The following is a 20,550-nucleotide window of genomic DNA, read 5'->3' as shown; positions in this document are numbered from 1 at the left end:
CGCAACCCGCGCGGCCGGTGCTCCCCCGCTATCGGCCGGCGGACAGGCCGCGCAGCCGCCCGGTGCCCAGGTTCTCGAGATACCAGCGGTATGTATGCTCGAACCCCTCGCGCAGCGAGGTCGGCGCCTGCCAGCCCATGGCGGCGAGCCGGCTGGAATCCATGATCTTGCGGGGGGTTCCGTTCGGCTTGGTGGTGTCGAAGCGGAAAGTCCCGTGATAGCCGATCACCCCGGCCAGCAGTTCGGCCAGTCCGCGGATCGAGATTTCCTGGCCGGAGCCCAGGTTGACGTGCGGCTCGCCCGAATAGGTCTTCGCCAGGAACACCAGCCCGTCGGCCAGATCGTCGACGAACAGGAACTCCCGCAACGGGCTTCCGTCGCCCCACAGGACCACGCTGTCGCGGCCCTCGGCCTTGGCCCGGTGGATCTTCACCATCAGGGCGGCCGCAACGTGCCCCTGCTCGATGTCGAAGTTGTCGCCGTAGCCGTAGAGGTTGGTCGGCATCGCCGAGATGAAGTCGCAGCCATACTGCCGGCGATAGGCCTGACAGGCGCGGATGCCGGCGATCTTCGCCACCGCGTACCACTCGTTGGTCGGCTCCAGCGGACCAGTCAGCAGCGATTCCTCGCGAATCGGCTGTTCCGCCATCCGCGGATAGATGCAGGAGGACCCCAGGAAGACCAGCTTCCGGACCCCCACCCTCCAGGCGGTATGGATGACGTTCGTCTCGATCGCCAGGTTGCTGTAGATGAACTCGGCGGGGCGGCTGTTGTTGGCGTGGATGCCCCCGACAACGGCGGCGGCGAGGAAGACGACATCCGGACGGGCCTCCGCCATCCAGTCCTCCACTTCGGCCTGGCGGCACAGGTCCACACTCTCGCGCCCCACGGTCAGGATCTCGCACCGCTCCTGCTCAAGGCGGCGGACAATGGCCGACCCGGCCATGCCGCGATGGCCCGCGACCCAGACGCGCTTGCCTTCCAGGGAAAAGGGGATAGACGTCGTCATATGCTTGCCGTTCTCCGTATCGCCGCGCCGGGCGAATATGCCCGAGCGCGTTCCGCCGCCCGCCTAATATATCGAAATCGAGCAGCGTGTCTTTACCATGGGGTTAATCCGCCCGCCTGCTGGCTATGGTACTCCGCCAGCACGTCGTCAACCGCTCCGAAGCGCATGACCGTGCCGTGATCCAACCAGAGGGCCTTGTTGCAAAGCCTCTTCAGGACGTCCTCGACATGCGAGGCGACCACCATGATGCTTGATCGCTGAACGAAGCTCTCGGCCCGGCGCTGTGCCTTTTCCAGGAACTGCATGTCGCTGACAGCGATCCATTCGTCCATCAGCAGGATTTCCGGATCGACCGCGGTGGCCGCGGCGAAGGCCAGCCGCAACGTCATCCCGGCCGAATAGGTGCGCACCGGCAGGTCGAGATAGTCGCCGAGTTCGGTGAAGGCGGCGATGTCCTCCATCTTCCGCTCGATCTCGTCGCTGTCGATCCCGAAATAGGCCGCCCGCATCCGGATATTGTCATAGCCGGAGGCGTCGACATCGAGGCCGAGGCCGAGGTCGAACAGGGGGGTAATCCGCCCATCGACGCGGATCCGTCCGCCGGTCGGCTCGTACACCCCGGCCAGGACGCGCAGCAGCGTCGTCTTGCCGGCGCCGTTGCCGCCGATCAGCCCGACCCGGTCGCCATGCTCCAGCTTGAGCGAGATGCCGCTCAGCGCCTTCACCGTGATCCGGTGGTGCGCATCGTGCTTGAGCGTTCCGCTGGTGGACGATCGCAGCAGTGTCTTCTTCAGGGAGCGCGCGCTTCCCTGATAGAGGACGAAGTCGACCGAGACGTCGTTCAGGTGGATGGAAGCCATCTAGAGCCAATAGGCGATGCGTTTGCGGAAACGGGCGAAACAGGCGAAGGTGAACACCCAGCCGGCCACGGCGAACAGGATGCCGGCCGCCCAGCTCTCCCAGCCCGGCATCTGGCCGAGCAGCGGCGCCCGGATCACCTCGATCAGATGATGGAAGGGATTGAGCGCCATCAGATAGCGGCGCTCGCCCAGCAGTTCGGGCTTCCACATGACGGGTGTGACGAAGAACAGCAGCTGGATCAGGCTGGCGATGATCGGCGGGACGTCGCGAAAGCGCGTACAGATCATCCCCAGCAGCAGCATGATCCAGGCCGCATTCACCAGCAGCACCAGAAGGCCGACCGGGGCCAGCAGGCCGACTGCTCCCGGCTGGATCCCGAAGACCAGCGCCACCACCGCGAAGATGACGATGTTGTGGCCATAGATGATCAGATTGCGCCACAGCACCCGCAGGATATGCACGGACATCGGGATGCGCACGTTCTTGATCAGCGGCTCAAGCTCGATGAAAACGATGCAGCCTTCGTTGAGAAAGGAAGCGACGAAGGTCCAGGTAGCCAGGCCGATGGCAAGGAAAGGCAGGTATCCTTCCAGGTCCAGCCGGAACAGCGTGCCGTAGATCAGTCCCAGGCTCGCCACCATCACGGCCATGCTGAGCGTCAGCCAGAAGGGTCCCAGGACCGAACGGCGGTAGCGCTTGCGGATGTCGTGCCAACCGAGCCGGCTCCACAGCCGCCAGCGGCTCGCGCCCTTGACCAGGTCGTCGCGGGCCTGTTCCATGGCGCTGCCGCCGCCGGAGTCATAGAGGTGCCCGCTTCCCGAATGCGGGGAAGCGTCAGAACAGGTCCCGACCGTCATGACATGACCCTCCCTCGCCGGGCACCCCGAGACGGGAGGCGGCCGGGCAGGGGAGTGGGACAGCATGACGCGGAAGTCATGGACGGCAGCATACGGACTCCGAAACCAACCGGACGGGTCGCTTCTATACCCCGATCCCGGCCTCCTTCACAGCCCCGTCCTCCCGATTTCTGCGCCGGCCACCCCTGCACGGGGCACCGACGGCGGAAAGTGCCGCGGGTCATGGACAAGCCGGAGACCATGCATCCGCGATCCATTGCCAAAAGCCCGGCCCGATGCCGATTTGGCCGAAGATCGCGGCGCAGTTTGCTGTAGCAAGCTTTCGATAAAAGCTCTACACAAAGCGCCGGACCAATCATCCGACCGGCTGCCATGACGAATGCTTCGCAAAACGCTCGCATCCACCCCGTAGTCCTGTCCGGTGGCGCCGGAGTTCGCCTCTGGCCGATGTCGCGGGAGAAGTATCCCAAGCAGTTCCTGTCGCTGTGCTCGGAGCGCTCGATGCTGCAGGACACGGTGGGACGGGTCGCCAATCCGGCACTGTTCGCCACGCCGATGGTGGTCTGCAACCAGGAGCATCGCTTCGTCATCGCGGAGCAGATGCGTCAGATCGGGCTCGCCGCCACCCGCATCGTCCTGGAACCGGTCGGCCGCAATACCGCTGCGGCGACGGCGGTCGCTGCGCTGATCGTCGCCGAACAGGATCCGGACGGGCTCATGCTGATCCTGCCGGCCGACCATGCCATCCAGGACCAGGACGCCTTCCTGCAGGCGATCGCGACCGCCGCCGCCGCCGCCGGGACCGGGCAGCTCACCACCTTCGGCATCGTCCCCACTGCGCCTGAGACGGGCTACGGCTACATCCGGCGCGGCGACGCGCTTCCCGGGCAGGATGGCGCCTATCGCGTCGCCGCCTTCGTGGAGAAGCCGGCGCGCGAAATGGCCGAGCGCTACATCGCAGAGAAGAATTTCTTCTGGAACAGCGGCATGTTCCTGCTGCCGGTGCGCCGTTACCTGGCGGAACTGGAGCGCTGGGAGCCGGCTGTTCTGGAGGCCGCCCGCGCCGCCCTGGCCAAGGGCCGCTCGGATCTCGATTTCTTCCGCCTGGACGAGGAGGCCTTCGCCGCCGCCCCCTCCACCTCCATCGACTATGCGGTGATGGAGCGGACCGATTCGGCCGCGGTGGTGCCCTGCAGCATCGGCTGGACCGACGTCGGCGCCTGGTCGGCCCTGTGGGACATCGGCGACAAGGATGAAGGCGGCAACGTCTGCCAGGGCGATGCGGTCGCCTGGGACAGCACCGGCTGCTACATCCGCAGCGAGGACGGCGCCCTCATCGCCCTGCTCGGCATGACCGATACGGTGGTGGTCGGCACCGAGGACGCCATTCTGGTTGCCGCCAAGGACCGCGCACAGGACATCAAGCCGCTGGTCGAGCACCTGAAGAAGCAGGGCCGCAGCGAACCGCTGCTGCACCGCCGGGTCCACCGCCCCTGGGGCTTCTACCAGTCGCTGCACTCCGGCGACCGCTTCCAGGTGAAGCGGCTGACCGTGGCGCCCGGCGCCCGCCTGTCGCTGCAGAAGCACTATCACCGTGCCGAGCACTGGGTGGTGGTGAACGGCACGGCGCTGGTCACCCGCGGGGACGAGCAGATCCTGCTGCAGGAGAACGAGTCCGTCTACATTCCGCTCGGGACCGCGCACCGCCTGGAAAATCCGGGCAAGGTACCGCTCAACCTGATCGAGGTGCAGTCGGGATCGTATCTGGGTGAGGACGACATCGTCCGCCTGGAAGACCATTACGGCCGATCATAGCCCCCGCATCGGTGACCGGTGACGGCGACCGGACGGCGGATGGTGGGGCAGATGCAAACCCGTGCGGACCGGCCTGACGGTCTGCGCCCGCACGGGCAGATATCGTGGCCGCCCTACTTCGACGCGCATGTCTGGTTCACCTTCCTGTTGCGCGGCGACGTCCGGGGAACCGAGGATGTCGGAGACGAGGAGACCCGCCGCCGCTTTCTGATGTGGTGGCTGTGCTTCGGCCGGAAGGAGCATGCTCCCTGGCCAGCCACGCCGGAACAGCGGCGGATCGCCTGGGAACCCATCCCCTTCCCGGGCCCGCCGGGCGGCCTGACCGTTCCCCGGATCCTGCATTATCTGCTCGATGCGCGCGGCGACGTGGCCGCCGCTGTCCGTGCCGCTCAGCCCGGCGGGCCGCAGCGGGCGCTCGGCTGGCTTTTCCTGCACGGGGTGCGGGAGATGGGCCTCGACGATCTGGTGGACGACGGCATCCGCGCCTGGTGCAACGCTCCGGCGGAAGCCGGCGGGCGCGACGCCCGTCCGCTGACCAACCTGATGTCCGCGGTCCTGGCCTTCCGCGAGGATCTGCAGGGCCGCTTCGATCTCTCCGGTGAAGACGGGCGTCGACGACTGGCCGACTGGATGTGGCACAGCGGCCTCATCGCGCAAGGTCCGGCCGCCGGTTCCTCGTCCCTCTCCGCCGGCAGGGCGGCGGAGAGGGACGAGGAACCGGCGGCTCCCCCGCTACCGGCCCACGGCGGCTGCACCCTCGTCGGTTATGCCTATGGCGAGCTGGGGATCGGAGAGGATGTGCGGATGATGGCGCAGGCCCTGTCCGGCAGCGGGGTGCCCGTCAACATCGTCGATTTCTCGCAGGGAACGGTTGCCCGCAAGCAGGACTCCTCGGCGGCCGCGCATGTGGCCGACGGCTTTCCCTACGCCGCCACGGTATTCTGCCTGACCGGCTTCGACACGGCCCGTTTCCTGATGGAGCGCGGGTTCCGGACGACCGTCGGGCGCCGGGCGATCGGCTATTGGCCCTGGGAACTGCCGCGGTGGCCGGATCCCTGGCGGACGGCCTTCGGGCTGATCGACGAGTTGTGGGTGTCGTCGCGCTTCACCCAGGAGGCGTTCGCCCCGCTGGCGCCGGTTCCGGTCCTCCACATGCCGATGGCGGTCGAACTGCCGCGGGTCGCCGCGGTGACGCGCCGGCAGTTCGGCCTGCCCGAGCGGGACTTCCTGTTCCTCTATGTGTTCGACGCCAACTCCTATCTGGACCGCAAGAATCCCGCCGCCGCCGCCCGCGCGTTCCGGCGCGCCTTCCCCCATGGGAACGAGCCGGTCGGGCTGGTCTTCAAGGTCATGAACCCGCCGTCCGACAGCCCGGTCTGGCGGGAGTTCCTGGAGCATTGCGCCGGCGACCATCGCATCCGCATCCTTGCCGAAACCCTGGACCGGCCCACCGTCCTGGGGCTGATCGGAGCATGCGATGCCTATGTGTCGCTCCACCGCGCGGAAGGATTCGGCCGGACGATCGCCGAGGCGATGCTGCTGGGCAAGCCGGTCGTCGCCACCGGATGGTCCGGCAGCAACGAACTGGTCCGTCCGGACACGGCCATCGCCGTGGCTGCCTCTCCCAGGCCGGTCGGCCCCGGCGAGTACCCGTGGGGGGAGGGCACCTACTGGGCCGAGCCGGACATCGACCACGCGGCCTGGGGCATGCGCGCCCTGGCCGTCGACGCCGCGCTGAGGGCACGGCTGGCCGGGGCCGGGCGGACCCATGTCCGCCTCAACCACAGCGCCGCCGCCGTCGGCCGGCGCTACCGCGACCGGCTGGCGGCGCTCGGGCTGCTGTGAGCGCTTCGTCAGCCTCCGTTCACCCGGCAGCCCGGGCGAGGGCAGCGTCACGCTCGGCGCGGGCGGCCTCCAGCGCGGCGAGCGCGGACGCCTGCACCTCCGACAGGAGGTCGGCGAGCGGGAAGCCGTCCGCACCGGCCACGCCCACCGGCTCCGCCGGACCGATGAAGTCCCCGACGATGGCGCCGTCGTCGCTCCGCGTCACGTAGCGGAACTGCGCGTGCGCGCCGGCGAGATTTCCGCCGCGATCCCAGCGCACCAGGAATTCGTAGGGGTGCTTGGTCGTCTGCATGGTGGCCCTCCTTGAATTGGGGATCGATGACGGGAGGTCAGGACACGGCCGAGCCGTCGGGCCAACGCCAGGCGGTTCCGTCCGCAACGGCCAGCCGCCGGTTCGACGACCCGTCCGAGACGAAGGCGAGGCGGCCGGCCGGCGAGGCAGTCGGTATGGTGGCGACGGTGTAGGAGCGCAGCCCCAGGTGCGACGCCGCGTCCACGATCGTTGTGGCGTCGTCACGGTGCTGCAACGACCCGTCCGGGGCGATCCGCAGCCGCGGCGTGGTCGCGGAGATTCCCCCTTGGGCCGTGCGGAACACGACCTGCTGGCTGGAATAGGTGCCGTCGTGGATGTTCTCGACGAACACGCCGCTGTCGCCACCCCCGTCCATCACCGTCAGGGCGACTGCGCCCACATTCTCGGGCCGGTGCGGCCCCGCGGCGATTGCCGCCGACATGCCGATCTTCAGTCTGGAGCCGGCCGGGACCGCGAGCGGCGCCTTGGCGTCCAGCGCCGGTTGCAGCCCCGCGACATCGGCCGGCGTGTGGCCGTGGCCCTGGACGGCCAGGCCCGACCGGATGGCCGCGACGGTCGTCCGGACCGTGGCGGTCCCGTCGTCGACCGGGACGATCTCCGCCCCGGTCAGGGGGCCGGCGGCGGGCAGTTCATGAAGGGCGGTTTCGGACATGGCGGGTCATCTCCGGATGAGGCGGTCGCCCGCACGGGTCGCGAGGACGCCGCCCGCGCGGGTTCTCAGGAACGGCAGGGCTTGGCGGATGCCGGCCAGGAGTCGGCCGAAACGAGGCAGCATCACAGCATCTCCGACAGGTGCAGCGTGCCGTCCGTGCCGGCCCGGACGACCGCGACGGCCATGCCGGGGACGACGCGGAAATACTCCGGCACCCCCGCAGGCAGATAGTGGTCGCCAGCCGTAGCGACCGGCGCCGGCCCGAAGGCCAGGAAGCAGGCCGACGTGGCAACCAGCCGGATCACGGTGGTGTCCGCGCCGAAGGGAAGGGAGGTGCGTGAGGCCGCGTCGATGGTCACGGCCTGCGGCGTCCCCGGCAGCAGGACCTGGATGCGTTGGCCGAAGTCGTCGATGGGCAGAACGGGCATGCTGGCGGTCTCCGGTCGTGGGAAGCGCTCGTCGGCGGCGTGCCCGCCCCGAACGCAAAACGCCCCGCGCGGCAGGAGCCACGCGGGGCGCAGAATTGGTGTTTATGGTTTGTTCTTATTCCCGGTGTGGATGATTGTCAAGAACGATCCGCGCTGAAAGGCGGAATCAGGGGATGGAGCGGCCTTGAAAAGCCTGCCTTATCTTCTCGACGGCTTCCGCGCCGATACGTTCGTGAGCCGGTCGCGGGTCGAGCGTGGAAACATGCCTTCTGTGGTAAAGCGTTTCCCGGTCATGGTAGCTGAAGACAACGTCCCTGACGGATGGATCGTCCCTTTTCAAGGCGTGTGATCTCTCAAATACTGCCTTTTGATTGTGACGTGATACGATATCTTTTATCTCACTGTCACTTACGTCCGGATAAACATATCGAGCAATCACTGCGCAAGCGGAAACCGTATCTTGAGAAATTTTCTGGTATTCTACGACCAGCGCATGATCACGAATATTATCATAAAGCTCGAACCATTTCGAGAGACTGGCAATCAGAATATCCACATCACCGCCAAAGGCCTCCATCCAGGATGCAATGGCGTCTTCAGGATTCCGAATCGTACAGATTGCCTTCACAGTGCCGCTTCTGACAAGATTCAGGGTTTCTTCATCCGCATCATGCGCTTTCATGATGGCGTTTTGTGCGTTTCCTGCACTGGCCTGTAGCTTGGCAACGCTCGGCGTCGTCAATTGATGAAGGGAGCCCCGCCGCAGCGACAGTTCGCGAACGACGTTGAAGCTGAAAGTCGAGCCGCTCCGAGGCATGCCAGCGATGAATATAATAATTTTAGCAACCTTTTATTTTTCATCTCTCCATTGTTGATAATTATAATTGTGTCGATGATCTGATGGGGTGTGATTCTTTGGTGATCGGGAATCACGCTCCCGGTGACAGGCCGACGACGCCGTTGACGCCGGTCGGTCGCGGCTATGCCGCGTCGGGGATGCCATGCTCCGCGCAGGCCCGCTGGAAAAGCCGGACGGCGCATTCGTACAGGGCGCGGTCGATCTCGGTGACGGCTTCGATGGCGGCGTAGTCGTCCTGGGTGATCTCCAGCCCCAGGCTGTCGGCCGTGGCGCCGATGTTGGCGCGGTATTCGGATTTCGGTCCCGGCAGGCCGAGCGCCGCCGCGAACAGCTCCAGCGTCCTGTGATGGTTCTCCGCGATGCCCACGGCCTTCATGCTCTCCAGCGCTCTCTCCGCATAGCGGTGGAGATAGGGGCCGCGTTGCAGGGAATGGAGCGCGTCCTCGAAAGCCACCGACACGTCGCCGTAGTTCCTCGCTCCGGGTTCGGCGGTCCTGGTGATGTCCAGGGACCAGGACAGGGACGCGAGATAGCGCGCCTGGAAGTTCTCGACGGAGCGCGACAGGATCGGGTGGAAGCAGTAGTCCTTGACCGACAGGCCCTGGGCCAGCTTGTGAAGCGGGTGCTCCGGGCCGCGCCGGACATGCTTGATGTGCGATATGGTGCGGGCGACCGGGCAGCGGAGCACGGTCACGATGTCCGGCCAGGCGCGCAGCCACAGAGGCAGCAGGCCGCCGAAATGCCCGATGTAGACCCGCCATTGCCGAAGCTCGTCCTCTCCGGCCGTGATCAACCCGTCCCACAGGCGATGGGGGCAGATGGTCCCGGCGGGGAGAGAGTCGTAGAAGTATTCGGTCGTGCTGGTCCCCGCCGTCTTGGGGATATGCAGGAAATAGGTCAGGGCGTGAGAGGTCATTGCGTCCGTATCCTTTCCCGGCCAGCAGCACCCGCCCCGCCCGCTCCTGAAGCCGGATGGGAGGTGCTCCGTGCGCGTGACGATCCGCGGCGGGAGACGGGACCGTCCCCCGCCGTCCGGCCTCAGCCCCCGAAGGCGCTGAACAGGACTTCCGTCGGCAGCAGGGCGGCGGGATGGCCCTCCCGGCGCGCACGGTCGTAGATGGCCCGGAAGTTGGGAATGTACTTGTCGAGTTCACCCAGGTGCTTCAGGCGCAGGAGCAGCCGGGGTGGAGAGACGTAGGCGCTGTTCCCGACGCGGTCGTTCTCGAAAAGCTCACGCCACATCATCTCGACGAGCCACAGGCGGTTGGCGCGCCGGCGATCCACCTCCGCCGGGTCGCAGCCCGCCCGCTCCGCCAGATCCCAGCAGTTCGGAAGATGCTCCAGCTCCAGCATCGCGCCGTAGTCGACCCAGGACACGTTCGAATTGACGACGAGCGACGGCTCGCCGATCCAGTAGGCCGGCTCGTCCGCCATGTAGTGCAGGACGTAGTAGGCCGTCGGGACGCAGGAGACCATGGTCGCGAAGATGCGGCCGCTGGTGTCCTGGCAGTAGGACCGCAGCCCATGGTCCCGCCGATAGACATGCGAGTAGATCGCCGTGAAGAAGTTTTCGCACTTGGCTGCCAGATGCTTGACCGGAGCGACCTCGTCCGGACCGGGCGGCTCGAGCGTGTTGTACCCGTCGAGGAAACCCTGGAGGTCGGTGATGGAGCCCGGATTGTTCTCGGAGCTGTAACCGTAATTCATGTAGATGAGGCCGATGCCAGGATGCTCGTCCAGGATCCGGAGGATCCGGTCGATCGTGCCGGCCCGGGTGAGATCGTCGTCGCCGAGAATCCAGATATACTCGCCCCGCGCCCGCTGCGCGGTGACGGCGAGGTTGCCGAGCATGCCCACGTTCTTCGGGTTGCGGACATAGGTGAAGTCCGGACGGTCCAGGTACGGCTTCACCACCTCCGGCGTGTTGTCGGGTGAGGTATTGTCGACCACCAGGACTTCCAGATCGGAGCGCGGGGAACCGATCTGCGCAAAGATGTTCTGCAGGCTCAGCGCCACCCAGCCGGCACGCTTGTAGGTACTGATGCAGATGGACAGCCTGGGCCGCCGCCGCAGGTTCGGCAGCGCCGCATAGATGTCGCGCCGCATCCGCCTTTCCGGTACGCACAGGGTCTCCGCCAGCCGGTCGGTGGCCAGTTCGACGGCTATGTCCCGCGCGTAGGCGTTCCATGTCCGCACCGGCAGGGCGAGAGCCTCGCGGGCGAGGCAGCTCCTCCAATCCTGATCCAGCAGCTTCAGGATCGCGATCCTGACCGCCGCCTGATCCCGCAGGCTGGCCAGCACCAGACCAGGCGCGTGGCCGGCCGTGCCGGGCCCCTCGTCCAGGACGAGGCAGGGAACGCCCAGCCAAAGGCTGTCGGCCACCGCCGGGGCTCGTGCGCCATCGCCGCTGAGCGAGATGACGACATCCGCGTCCTCCCGGCAGCGCCCGGCAACCGCCCCGTCGCGATCCTGGTCGAAGCGCAGTTCGAAGCCGGCATGGCCCTTCAGCGCGCCGGCGAGGGCCGTATCCGGCGCCACACCGGATATGGTGAGCGCTATGCCGCCGGTCGCCTGCCGTGCCGCCTCGGCCACCGCCATGGCCAGCGGGCCGAGATGAACGGCGTAGCCCGGCTCGACCACCGCGTGGATCCGGAGCGCGCCGGGCCCAGACCGCCTGGGCGCACCGGGCCGCAGCCGCTCCGGGATCTCGTTCGCCGAGGCCAGCCGCTTGAAGCGATCCTCGGCACAGAAGAGCTTGCCGCGCCAGGACAGCAGGAAACGGTAGAAAGCGTCGAAGGCCCCGTCCGATGCGCACAGCACCTTGTCGAAGCGGGCAATCTCCTCGAAACAGGGGCCGGCATCCTCGGACGCGCCCCCGGCGTCGGTCAGGATGGCGGCGACCCGCAACCCGTTGGCCTTGGCGTAGACGGAAAGACCTGTAAGCGCCGCTCCGCGAACGCCCCTGGGGACGACCACCCAGCCCGGCGCCCCGGTCTCCTGCGGGCCGATCCATTCCGACCAGACGCCTGCCCCGCCCACCAACTCCAGACGGGCAAGATCTGCCATCGCCGCAGGAACCAGCCGCCCGGCTTCGCAGTCCCAGGCAGCGGGAACGACGCCGATCCCTCTCACCGCGAAGGCGTGAGCCAGACGTTGGGCGAACAGGACGTCAGCCCGGCTGGGCGTCCCGGCATCCAGGCAGAGATAGAGCGGCGTCGGGTGCCTGGCACTGTCGGATGCCTCGCTCAGCAAACCTCGCAGGCGCCGGACCGCATCCGGCCCGGCGGCTCCCGCAGGAGAGGGAGCGTCCGCGGCGAAGGGAATTCGCCTGATCAGCGGCACCCGGTCGGCGCGCTGGTGCTGCGTGAGGAAGCCGAGCAGGTCGTTTTCCGCCATCGTCGACGCGGGAATGAGGACGTCGGCCAACAGGAGAGCCTGCATGTACAGCTCGAATGCCGCCGCCTCCTCACCGGCGCAGGAGGGCCGCCGCAGGGGGTCGGCGTCGTGGAACACAAAGGCCGTGCCGAGCCGCAGCCGGCGCGCCTCGATGATCAGGTCGGTCTCGAACAGGTAGGAAACGCTGGGCGTCGCCCGCACCGTTCCCGGGACGAGCAGCCAGTCGCGTCCCGGGGTGAAGGGCGCGTCGAGAAGGACGGGCGGTTCGTCGCGGACGGAGTGGAGTTCCAGGTGGCGCAAGTCATGGGGGGCCCAGGACAGCCGGTTCAGCTCGTCCCGGCGCAGAAGCACGAACTTCTTGAGCTCGGGGCTCCAGCGGACGAAGCGGAGGATCTCTCCCTGGGCGAGCAGCTCCTGGCCCAGGCCGAGGACGAAGTTCGGCAGCACGACCTGCGGCGAGTCCGAGGCTTCGACCAGAACGAAGATGCTGCGGCCGCTCTCCGTGTCCTTCAGGACGATCGGCGGAGCGGGCGGAGAAGGGGGAGGCGGAGAAGGGAGGGGCGGTGCCGCCTCGACCGGGGCGGGCGCCTCCGACACGGGAGCCTCCTCGCCCGAAGGCTCTGCCGACGGCGGGGCCTCCGCCGGGGGAGAGGGGAGGGGCTCGGCCACGGCAGGAGCGTGGGCATCCCGCAATGCCAGCAGGAGATCCGCTCCGGGAAGCCGGGTATCGGGGGCCGTCTGGCGGGCCAGCCCCTCCGGGGAGAGGAAGAGGTTGCCCACCAGCTCCGCCTTCGACACACCACTGTCCAGCAGGGCCAGATGATGGGCGAAGCCCTCCGGGTCGGACATGCGGCCGAGGACACCCCAATAGGCCCGATGAATGAAGGTCGCCCCTTCGAGAACAGGCAGCTCGTCGAGGCCGGCCATCGGCCCGTGAACGGCCGCCTGGCGGGCCAGTCCTTCCTCGGACAGGAACAGGATGCCGATCATCTCGGCCCTCGAATGGCCATTCTTCAGCCGGGCCACATGGTAGGCATAGCCGTCCGGATCGGGCGCGCGGCCGAGGACCGCCCGGTAGGCCCTATCGACGAAGGCGCCTCCGAAAAGCGATGGAAGCTCGCCCGCCGTGCCCGCGGCCGGCCTCCGGTTCTGCAGATGGCGCTCCTGCCCTTCCGGAGAAAGGAAAAGGCTGCCCACCAGTTCGGCCTTCGACATGCCACCGTTCAGCAGGGCCAGGTGATGCGCATGTCCCGCCGGATCGGACGTGCGGCCGAGGACGGCCCGGTAGGCCCCGTCGACGAAAGCGCCTCCCTCCAGGGCCGTCAGCCCGTCCAGGCCGGGAATCGGTCCGTAGATGGCCGTCTGCCGCTCCCGCCCTTCCGGGGAGAGGAAGAGGCTGCCCACCAGTTCGGCCTTCGGCATGCCACCGTTCAGCAGGGCCAGATGATGCGCATACCCCGCCGGATCGGGAATGCGGCCGAGGACGGCCCGGTAGGCCCCGTCGACGAAAGCGTCTCCCTCGAGCGCGGGAAGACTGTCCAGAATGCCCATAGCCGGCCAAACCTTGATTTTCTGCGACAGGATCCGGTCGATCCCGGCGAAAGTCTGCCATTCCCCGAAGTCGGCGTACAACGCGATATGAGCGGCGACGCCCATTGCCATGATCTCGGCGAACGAGACATCCTCGACACAGGTGCCTTTGCCGAGGAACTGCGGGAAGGGCGCCGCGTGCGTGAAGACGACCGGCCGCTCCGTCGTCAGGGCGAGGCAAGCCAGGCTCTCGAGTTCCTCGCCCCGGCTCGGATCATGGTAGAAGACGGCCATGGAATCCGCCGCCATCTCCTCAATGATGGCTGTGGCGTCACCGGGCAGGGAGCGTACCGAAACCGTCACGGCGCGTGTCGGATCATGATACCACCCGAGCGCGGCGAGGCGGATTTCCAGCTTCGCCCCGACCGGCCCGGGAGCCTCGACGAACACCTCGGCCTCGCCGACGTCCCGACTGATCCTTTCCAACATCTCCCCGAGGTTCGAATCATCAGCCGCGAACCCGATCAGCCAGATGCGCGGCGGCCCGGGCCGCCTGGCCGCACCGATCGTGAAATAGGGAATGATCGGGCGGCGCGGCAGGACGAAGATGTCCTCACCCCGGGCAACCGGGCCGCCTTCCGGAGCTTCGCCGCACAGAATGATCTTCGGCCCGGTGACAAAGGGCAGGGCACTGTCCAGTGTTCCCGGATCACCCCGGAAGCCCGTCACGACCACGGCCGCCGGCCTGTAACCGGTATCCTGCGCCGCGAAGTCGTCCAGCTCGTCACGGCGGACCAGGCGGACATCGTAGACACCGGAGCGCCCCAGGCAATCCACGAGCCGGGTCTCATGGAAGAGGATGGATGTCCCGCCGGCCTCCTCGAAGGAGAGGACCAGCACCGGAAGCGGACGGACCGATTGCTGGAGCGGCGTGTCCCCCTTCTCCCCGGACGCCGCGGCGATGCCGAAGGTCGCGAGCATGCGCTCGAACGTCCGCGTAAACGACTGGGAGGACCAATCCTGTTGCAGGCGGCGGACGGACGGCGCGCTGGTATCGAGCGCCTCCCGCAGGGTCATCACGGGATAGGGGGGGATATATTTGTGGATATGCCGGAACGTGTCGTTGGTTCCGGTCAGCAACGGGCGTCCTGACAGGATCGCCTGATCCGTGGTCGCCGACAACCCGGCCTGGCGCCGCGTGTACAGGAAACAGTTCAGGTCGCTTTCGGAACACCATTCGAGCAGTTCGTCCGGCGACAGGAAGTCATAGCTGAAGCGGACGTCGATGCCGGGCTTGGCGATTCTCCGGCACAGGGCGGCGAGGTACTGCGGATACGCCGTTCCGTGGATCCCGTCGAAGGAGGACGTATAGGTGCCCGGTGGAATATTCACGCGGACGACCGCCTGATCGAACTCCCGGTTGACCAGTTCGACGAGAAGCGGGAATCCCTTGCCGGGAGTGCCGAAGCCGAAGGAACTGATGACCGGGATGCCGTTCCTCTCCGCGGGGCGGTGCGGTTCTCCCGGCAGCGGGCGGGGAAACGGAAAAATCTTGCCCGTCGCAGGCGTCGACGGATCCAGGGCGATATAGCCGTCGAACACGTCGATGGCCACGTGGCGCAATGGATTTCCGGGCTCGACCTCGAGCAGGATGGAAAACTTGATGCCGGGAAGCCTTCCGATGCTCTCAAGGTCGATGCGAGAGGCCATCGTAATGAAGTGCCAATTGAATATCCAGAAATCATAACTCGGCGGCTCGTCATCAAGCGTGCCGTCAAGAAGCCTGACGACCCCCTCCGATGCGAGCGCTCCAACATCGATTTTGTCGATCGGGAAATAATCTAGTGTGTATACATTAGAACTATTGATGCAATTATAGACCATGCGGCCGCTTTCATAAATACTGCACTTTTCCTCTGCTGTATTTATGAAAGCGCCACGAATAATATTATGGACCTTGCATTCTTCTGTGCTCGAATTGTCCATTTTTAGCACCCCGAAGGCATCAACATATTTATGCGCGCAGCCACAGGAATTTATCTCTAAAGCAACGAAAATCAAAAGCAAAAGAGCGCGCATCTCGGCGAGATGGCATTACCGTCACCTGTCTTGCAAACAGGTAACACCGCGAAACAGGATTGCGTGGTCGCACTCATGCGGGCGGAAGGCGAATCAAGGACCCGGAATCTCATGCTTTCATGGAAATTTCCTGCCTGGCCTCCCTTCCATCCGCTTCCTCTGCGCCAGCAGGCCATGCGCGCCGGCAGGAAAGTCGGCGTTGCCGAATCGGGTTGAACGCAAGCAGAAACTCCGGACCGGCACATGAGCTTCCGATCTGCGGCAATTTCCGGATGTGATTTTTTGCCGCACGGCCGATCGCTGGCCTCTCCTCCCATGGTTTCATCATGCCTCCTCCATGCCCCGGCGGCCCGGGGCGAGGCAAGGTGAACCGCCATCCCTGTTCGCCGGAACGATTCTAACGTAAGACGTTATAATCGGAAACAGGTGGTGGGGCATACGCGAAATGGAACAGGCCCCACGTGCGCCCCATGGAAAGTTACACTTCACGCTCTCCCATCGGGCTGGTAAAATTGTCATTGCCAAAGCGCCTGGGCGCGGATGAATCACGCTTAAAATGCAAGGAGTAATATGGTTTTCGTCTCCTATGCCCAGAATTTTGAAGATGCTCTGCTGTGGCGGGCCCTGAAGCACGTCAGCAAAGGCACATACATCGACATAGGGGCATGGGATCCCAATTACGACTCGGTGAGCAAGGCCTTCTACGAGCAGGGTTGGCGCGGCATACATGTCGAACCCAACTTGCGATACGCCGACGCGCTGCGCCGCGACCGTCCTGATGAACTCGTTCTGCAGGCCGCGGTCCTGGATCACCCTGAAGGGCTGACCTACTATGAAATCGTGGACAATCCCGGCATGTCCACGGTAAAGGCCGACATTGCCGAGGAACGGCGGCGCCAGGGCTATAATTTCGTGGTCCATGATGTTCCGTCGATCACTCTGGACCATGTTCTGGGGCGATCTGCGACCGATGACATACACTGGCTGAAAATCGATGTCGAAGGCGCTGAGGCCGCTGTCCTCAGAGGCTGGACAAAGTCCAAGCGGCGCCCCTGGATCATAGTCATCGAAGCAATAGATCCGGTAAATCGTTCTGAAAACTACAGAGAATGGGAGAGTTTGATTCTCTCTAAAGGATACGTATTTGTTTATTTCGATGCGCTAAATCGTTATTATTTGTCAAAGGCCCATCTTGATCTGAAGGAACATTTCCGTTACGGGCTTTGCCTTTTTGATGAAGTCCAGGCATGCGAGAACAACTGGACGGCTGGCGCCATTGTGCAACGCTACAAGGGCGAGCTGGAACAGGTGCGGGCTGAGGCCGATGCCCACAGCCGGGAAGCCGAGAGTCGCTTCCTCGCGGAACGCGGCCGGCTCCAGGAAACGGAATCGGAGCTGCGCGGCAATCTCGAGGAATCACACGCGGCACTGAACCATGTGCATCATGAGCTTGGCAAGGCACGACAGGAACGAGATGCGGCACAAGCAGAGCTCGCAACCACACAAAGCGCCTTCCAAGCAAAGCAGGAAATCCTGACCCAGACGCAGCAGGAGCTTGTCCGGACCCGGCAGGAGTTGGATACGACACAAGGAGATTTGCGCAGGAGCCAGGAAATCCTGGACCGGGTGCAGCAGGATCTCGTCCAGGCCCATCGGGACCGCGAGGCGGCACAGGCCGAGCTCGCAACCACGCAGGGTGCTCTTCAAGAAAGTCGCAACATACTGACCCAGGTCCAACTGGATCTCGTCCAGGCGCACCGGGACCGCGAGGCGGTGCAGGCCGAGCGCACCGCCCTGCAGACGGCGCTCCACGAAAAGCAGGACGCCCTCGACCGGACCCGGCAGGACCTCGTCCGGGTCCAGCAGGACCACGAGGCGGTGCAGGCCGAGCGCACCGCCCTGCAGGCGGCGCTCCACGAAAAGCAGGACGCCCTCGACCGGACCCGGCAGGACCTCGTCCGGGTCCAGCAGGACCACGAGGCGGTGCAGGCCGAGCGCACCGCCCTGCAGGCGGCGCTCCACGAAAAGCAGGACGCCCTCGACCGGACCCGGCAGGACCTCGTCCGGGTCCAGCAGGACCACGAGGCGGTGCAGGCCGAGCGCACCGCCCTGCAGACGGCGCTCCACGAAAAGCAGGACGCCCTCGACCGGACCCGGCAGGACCTCGTCCGGGTCCAGCAGGACCACGAGGCGGTGCAGGCCGAGCGCACCGCCCTGCAGACGGCGCTCCACGAAAAGCAGGACGCCCTCGACCGGACCCGGCAGGACCTCGTCCGGATCCAGCAGGACCACGAGGCGGTGCAGGCCGAGCGCACCGCCCTGCAGGCGGCGCTCCACGAAAAGCAGGACGCCCTCGACCGGACCCGGCAGGACCTCGTCCGGATCCAGCAGGACCACGAGGCGGTGCAGGCCGAGCGCACCGCCCTGCAGGCGGCGCTCCACGAAAAGCAGGACGCCCTCGACCGGACCCGGCAAGACCTCGTCCGGACCCGGCAAGACCTCGTCCGGATCCAGCAGGACCACGAGGCGACGCAGGCCGAACTCGCCACCGCATGCGCCGAGCTGCGCGAGAATCGTCAGGTGCTGGAACCGACCCGAAACGCCCTGGCCAGAACCCGTACCTTGCTCGATATGGCCCGGCGTGAATTGGCCCAGCGGAGAGAGGGCGAAGCGGAGCGGAGCGATCCGGAACTGGACAGCCTCGCCCTCCTGAACGCTTTGACGTGGCGCTTCGGCCCTGCCGCCGATTGTCGTTCACCTGCCTTGGTCGAAATCCGGCGCAGCGTGGAGCAACTCGGCGGTGTCGTCGTTCCGGACGGAGCGCCCTTTGCTGCCGATGTGAACGTGGTCGGGGCGTTGCCCGCCACGCCACCCGATGTCCGGGAGGCGTGGCCCCTGTTGGTGGAGCATGGCTGGACGGAGACCGGCGTCCCAGCCGAGTGGGTCGACCGCGCCAACGAACGGCTGGGTGGCATCGCCTGCATCTCGAGGCACAGCCTGAAGACCCTGGTCGATCAGGGGCTTTCCATTCCTGCAGCCGTCGTCGGCATTGGAGTGGACCACTGGGAGGCCGTGGCGACCGCTCCGGGAGTCGTTGCCCCGGGCAAGGGCTTCCGCTTCCTGCACGTCTCGTTCAGGACAGCGGACACAGGCCTCGACCTGCTGCTGGAATCGTTCGGGTATGTGTTCAGCGACGAGGACGACGTGTCCCTGATCGTCGTGCAGAACGGCCCGGATATGCCCGGGACCATGGCCCAACTCGACCAGCTTCGAAGCGGCAACCCGCATTACCCGCATGTCGTCGTGATCGGCACGGCCTTGGGTGACGGCGAATTGAAGGCGCTCTACGAGCAGTGCGACGTCTTCGTCGCTCCCGTCCGCAGGCCGGGCTTGGACCAGACGATTGCGCAGGCATTCCTGTCCGGACTGCCGGTGATTGCGACCGGCTGGGGCGACCACCTCGATTATTGCGACGATACGAACGCCTGGCTCGTCGATTTCCACTACCGGCGGGCTCCTGTCCCCGGTACTCCGGCAATGTGCGTTCTGGCCGATCCCATCGCAGGTTCGCTCGACAATTGCTTGTGGAGCGCCTACCGAGCCATGCCGGCCGAGCGCCGGGAGAAGGCCGCGGCCGGCCGTCGCCGGCTTCTCGCCCACTTCACCTGGAAGGATGCGGCGATACGCCTGGCGTCGCTGGGCGGGGCCGTACGGGACGGACTCGTCGGCGGAACGGGACCGGTCCGGATGGCGTGGATCACGACCTGGAACGAAAAGTGCGGGATCGCCACTTATTCAGAGCATCTGCTCGCGGCCATCCCCTCGAAGGAAGTCTACATCTTCGCCCCGCGCAAGGAACCGCTGGTGCCCGATGGCCCCAACTGCCTCCGGAACTGGACTGTCGAGAAGGTCAGGAACGGCTTCGATCAGGTACTGGACGATGTGGCCGCACTGTCGATCGACGCCGTCGTCATCCAATTCAATTACGGCTTCTTCAACCACTTCGAACTGAACGACTTCATCGAGTCGTGCGCCGACCGGGGAGTGACGGTCTTCATCGACCTGCATTCGACCATCGATCCCTATGACGGGATGGACAACTTCCGCTTGTCGGACTTCATCGGCGGACTCCGGAAGTGCCGCAGAATTCTGGCGCATACTTTGGGCGACATGGAACGCCTCAAGACGCTCGGACTCGTCGACAATGTCCTGTTGTTCCCGCACGGCGCCATGAACAAGGTCCATCTTTCCGACCTGCACACACAAAACACGCCGCCGCTGATCGCCTCGTTCGGCTTCTGCCTTCCCAACAAGGGGCTGGTGGAACTGGTGGAGGCCGTCGGGATCCTGAAGCAGCGGGGGAAGACCGTGCACGTACGCATGCTCAATGCTGAGCATCCCGCCGGCGTGTCGGCGCAGGAGGTGCAGAAGATCCGGGAGGCAATCGACCGCCTCGATCTCGCCGCCGAGATCGATTTCCGCACTGAATTCCTGGCGGACGAGGTCTGCCTCCCACTGCTCGCCGAAGCCGACCTCGTGGTCAACCCCTATCAGAAGACGAGCGAATCCGCGAGCGGGTCCGTCCGGTACGGGCTGTCGGTCGGCCGTCCCGTCGCCGTGACGCCGCTGCCGTTCTTCGACGATCTGGGCGACGCGGTATTCCGCCTCCCCGGCATTACGCCGGAGCATATGGCCGATGGCATCGCCGAGGCCCTGGAGCACATCGGGCAGGGAACCGAAACGGCCAGACGGGTCGAGGGGGCGGCCCGAGCCTGGATCGAGACCCATGACTACGCCCGGCAGGGACTCCGCCTCGCCCGGATGGCCCGCGCCTTCGCCCGGGTCCCGGCACGACAGGAGGAACTCCATCCGGGCGCCGATACGGGCCTGCTGTGCCTGAGCGGAG

General features: G+C 65.9%; 12 protein-coding genes. 3 read left to right on the top strand and 9 right to left on the bottom strand.

Going from position 1 to position 20,550, the window contains the following annotated elements:
- Positions 1-28: 28 nt before the first annotated feature.
- The 3 genes from DEW08_RS29605 to DEW08_RS29595 form a co-directional block, all read right to left on the bottom strand.
- Positions 29-1,009, bottom strand: a complete 981-nt coding sequence (locus DEW08_RS29605) for a GDP-L-fucose synthase family protein (protein WP_109334215.1) — start codon at positions 1,007-1,009, stop codon at positions 29-31.
- A 92-nt stretch (positions 1,010-1,101) separates the two neighbouring features.
- Positions 1,102-1,869, bottom strand: coding sequence for an ABC transporter ATP-binding protein (locus DEW08_RS29600; RefSeq protein WP_109334213.1), 768 nt, complete (start codon positions 1,867-1,869; stop codon positions 1,102-1,104).
- Positions 1,870-2,727 (bottom strand): ABC transporter permease, encoded by an 858-nt coding sequence (locus DEW08_RS29595; protein WP_109334211.1) that lies wholly within the window; start codon positions 2,725-2,727, stop codon positions 1,870-1,872.
- Between the two features lie 372 nt (positions 2,728-3,099).
- Between DEW08_RS29595 and DEW08_RS29590 the strand changes: the two genes are divergently transcribed.
- Positions 3,100-4,542, top strand: coding sequence for a mannose-1-phosphate guanylyltransferase/mannose-6-phosphate isomerase (locus DEW08_RS29590; protein WP_109334209.1), 1,443 nt, complete (start codon positions 3,100-3,102; stop codon positions 4,540-4,542).
- Between the two features lie 51 nt (positions 4,543-4,593).
- Complete coding sequence (locus tag DEW08_RS29585) at positions 4,594-6,387, top strand: glycosyltransferase (protein ID WP_168220569.1); 1,794 nt, start codon at positions 4,594-4,596, stop codon at positions 6,385-6,387.
- Between the two features lie 19 nt (positions 6,388-6,406).
- Here the strand turns inward: DEW08_RS29585 and DEW08_RS29580 are convergent, their stop codons facing one another.
- The 6 genes from DEW08_RS29580 to DEW08_RS29560 all read right to left on the bottom strand — a co-directional run bounded on the left by DEW08_RS29580 (position 6,407) and on the right by DEW08_RS29560 (position 15,551).
- Positions 6,407-6,679, bottom strand: a complete 273-nt coding sequence (locus tag DEW08_RS29580) for a hypothetical protein (protein ID WP_109334205.1) — start codon at positions 6,677-6,679, stop codon at positions 6,407-6,409.
- A 37-nt stretch (positions 6,680-6,716) separates the two neighbouring features.
- The gene (locus tag DEW08_RS29575; RefSeq protein ID WP_109334203.1) at positions 6,717-7,352 is read right to left on the bottom strand and encodes a hypothetical protein; all 636 of its coding nucleotides are present in this window, start codon (positions 7,350-7,352) and stop codon (positions 6,717-6,719) included.
- Between the two features lie 122 nt (positions 7,353-7,474).
- Positions 7,475-7,780 (bottom strand): hypothetical protein, encoded by a 306-nt coding sequence (locus DEW08_RS29570; protein ID WP_109334201.1) that lies wholly within the window; start codon positions 7,778-7,780, stop codon positions 7,475-7,477.
- Positions 7,781-7,946: 166 nt separating this feature from the next.
- Positions 7,947-8,522 (bottom strand): hypothetical protein, encoded by a 576-nt coding sequence (locus DEW08_RS30875; RefSeq protein WP_146214791.1) that lies wholly within the window; start codon positions 8,520-8,522, stop codon positions 7,947-7,949.
- A gap of 238 nt (positions 8,523-8,760) precedes the next feature.
- Positions 8,761-9,555: a hypothetical protein gene (locus DEW08_RS29565; protein ID WP_109334199.1), complete on the bottom strand. Its 795-nt coding sequence runs from the start codon at positions 9,553-9,555 to the stop codon at positions 8,761-8,763.
- Positions 9,556-9,677: 122 nt separating this feature from the next.
- Positions 9,678-15,551: a DUF4214 domain-containing protein gene (locus DEW08_RS29560; protein WP_168220567.1), complete on the bottom strand. Its 5,874-nt coding sequence runs from the start codon at positions 15,549-15,551 to the stop codon at positions 9,678-9,680.
- A 663-nt stretch (positions 15,552-16,214) separates the two neighbouring features.
- Between DEW08_RS29560 and DEW08_RS29545 the strand changes: the two genes are divergently transcribed.
- Positions 16,215-20,550: FkbM family methyltransferase (locus DEW08_RS29545; protein ID WP_146214790.1), on the top strand; the 4,336-nt coding region annotated here is incomplete at its 3' end.

It is taken from the genome of Azospirillum thermophilum, from assembly GCF_003130795.1.
GTDB classification, from domain to species: Bacteria; Pseudomonadota; Alphaproteobacteria; order Azospirillales; family Azospirillaceae; genus Azospirillum; species Azospirillum thermophilum.
Note: the sequence above shows the minus strand (reverse complement) of the source record. Positions and strands in the feature narration are given on the sequence as shown.

Coding starts and splice junctions, on each gene's coding strand:
- DEW08_RS29605 (WP_109334215.1), bottom strand. CDS start 1,009: ATGACGACGTCTATCCCCTTTTCCCTGGAAGGCAAGCGCGTCTGGGTC.
- DEW08_RS29600 (WP_109334213.1), bottom strand. CDS start 1,869: ATGGCTTCCATCCACCTGAACGACGTCTCGGTCGACTTCGTCCTCTAT.
- DEW08_RS29595 (WP_109334211.1), bottom strand. CDS start 2,727: ATGACGGTCGGGACCTGTTCTGACGCTTCCCCGCATTCGGGAAGCGGG.
- DEW08_RS29590 (WP_109334209.1), top strand. CDS start 3,100: ATGACGAATGCTTCGCAAAACGCTCGCATCCACCCCGTAGTCCTGTCC.
- DEW08_RS29585 (WP_168220569.1), top strand. CDS start 4,594: ATGCAAACCCGTGCGGACCGGCCTGACGGTCTGCGCCCGCACGGGCAG.
- DEW08_RS29580 (WP_109334205.1), bottom strand. CDS start 6,679: ATGCAGACGACCAAGCACCCCTACGAATTCCTGGTGCGCTGGGATCGC.
- DEW08_RS29575 (WP_109334203.1), bottom strand. CDS start 7,352: ATGTCCGAAACCGCCCTTCATGAACTGCCCGCCGCCGGCCCCCTGACC.
- DEW08_RS29570 (WP_109334201.1), bottom strand. CDS start 7,780: ATGCCCGTTCTGCCCATCGACGACTTCGGCCAACGCATCCAGGTCCTG.
- DEW08_RS29565 (WP_109334199.1), bottom strand. CDS start 9,555: ATGACCTCTCACGCCCTGACCTATTTCCTGCATATCCCCAAGACGGCG.
- DEW08_RS29560 (WP_168220567.1), bottom strand. CDS start 15,551: ATGGACAATTCGAGCACAGAAGAATGCAAGGTCCATAATATTATTCGT.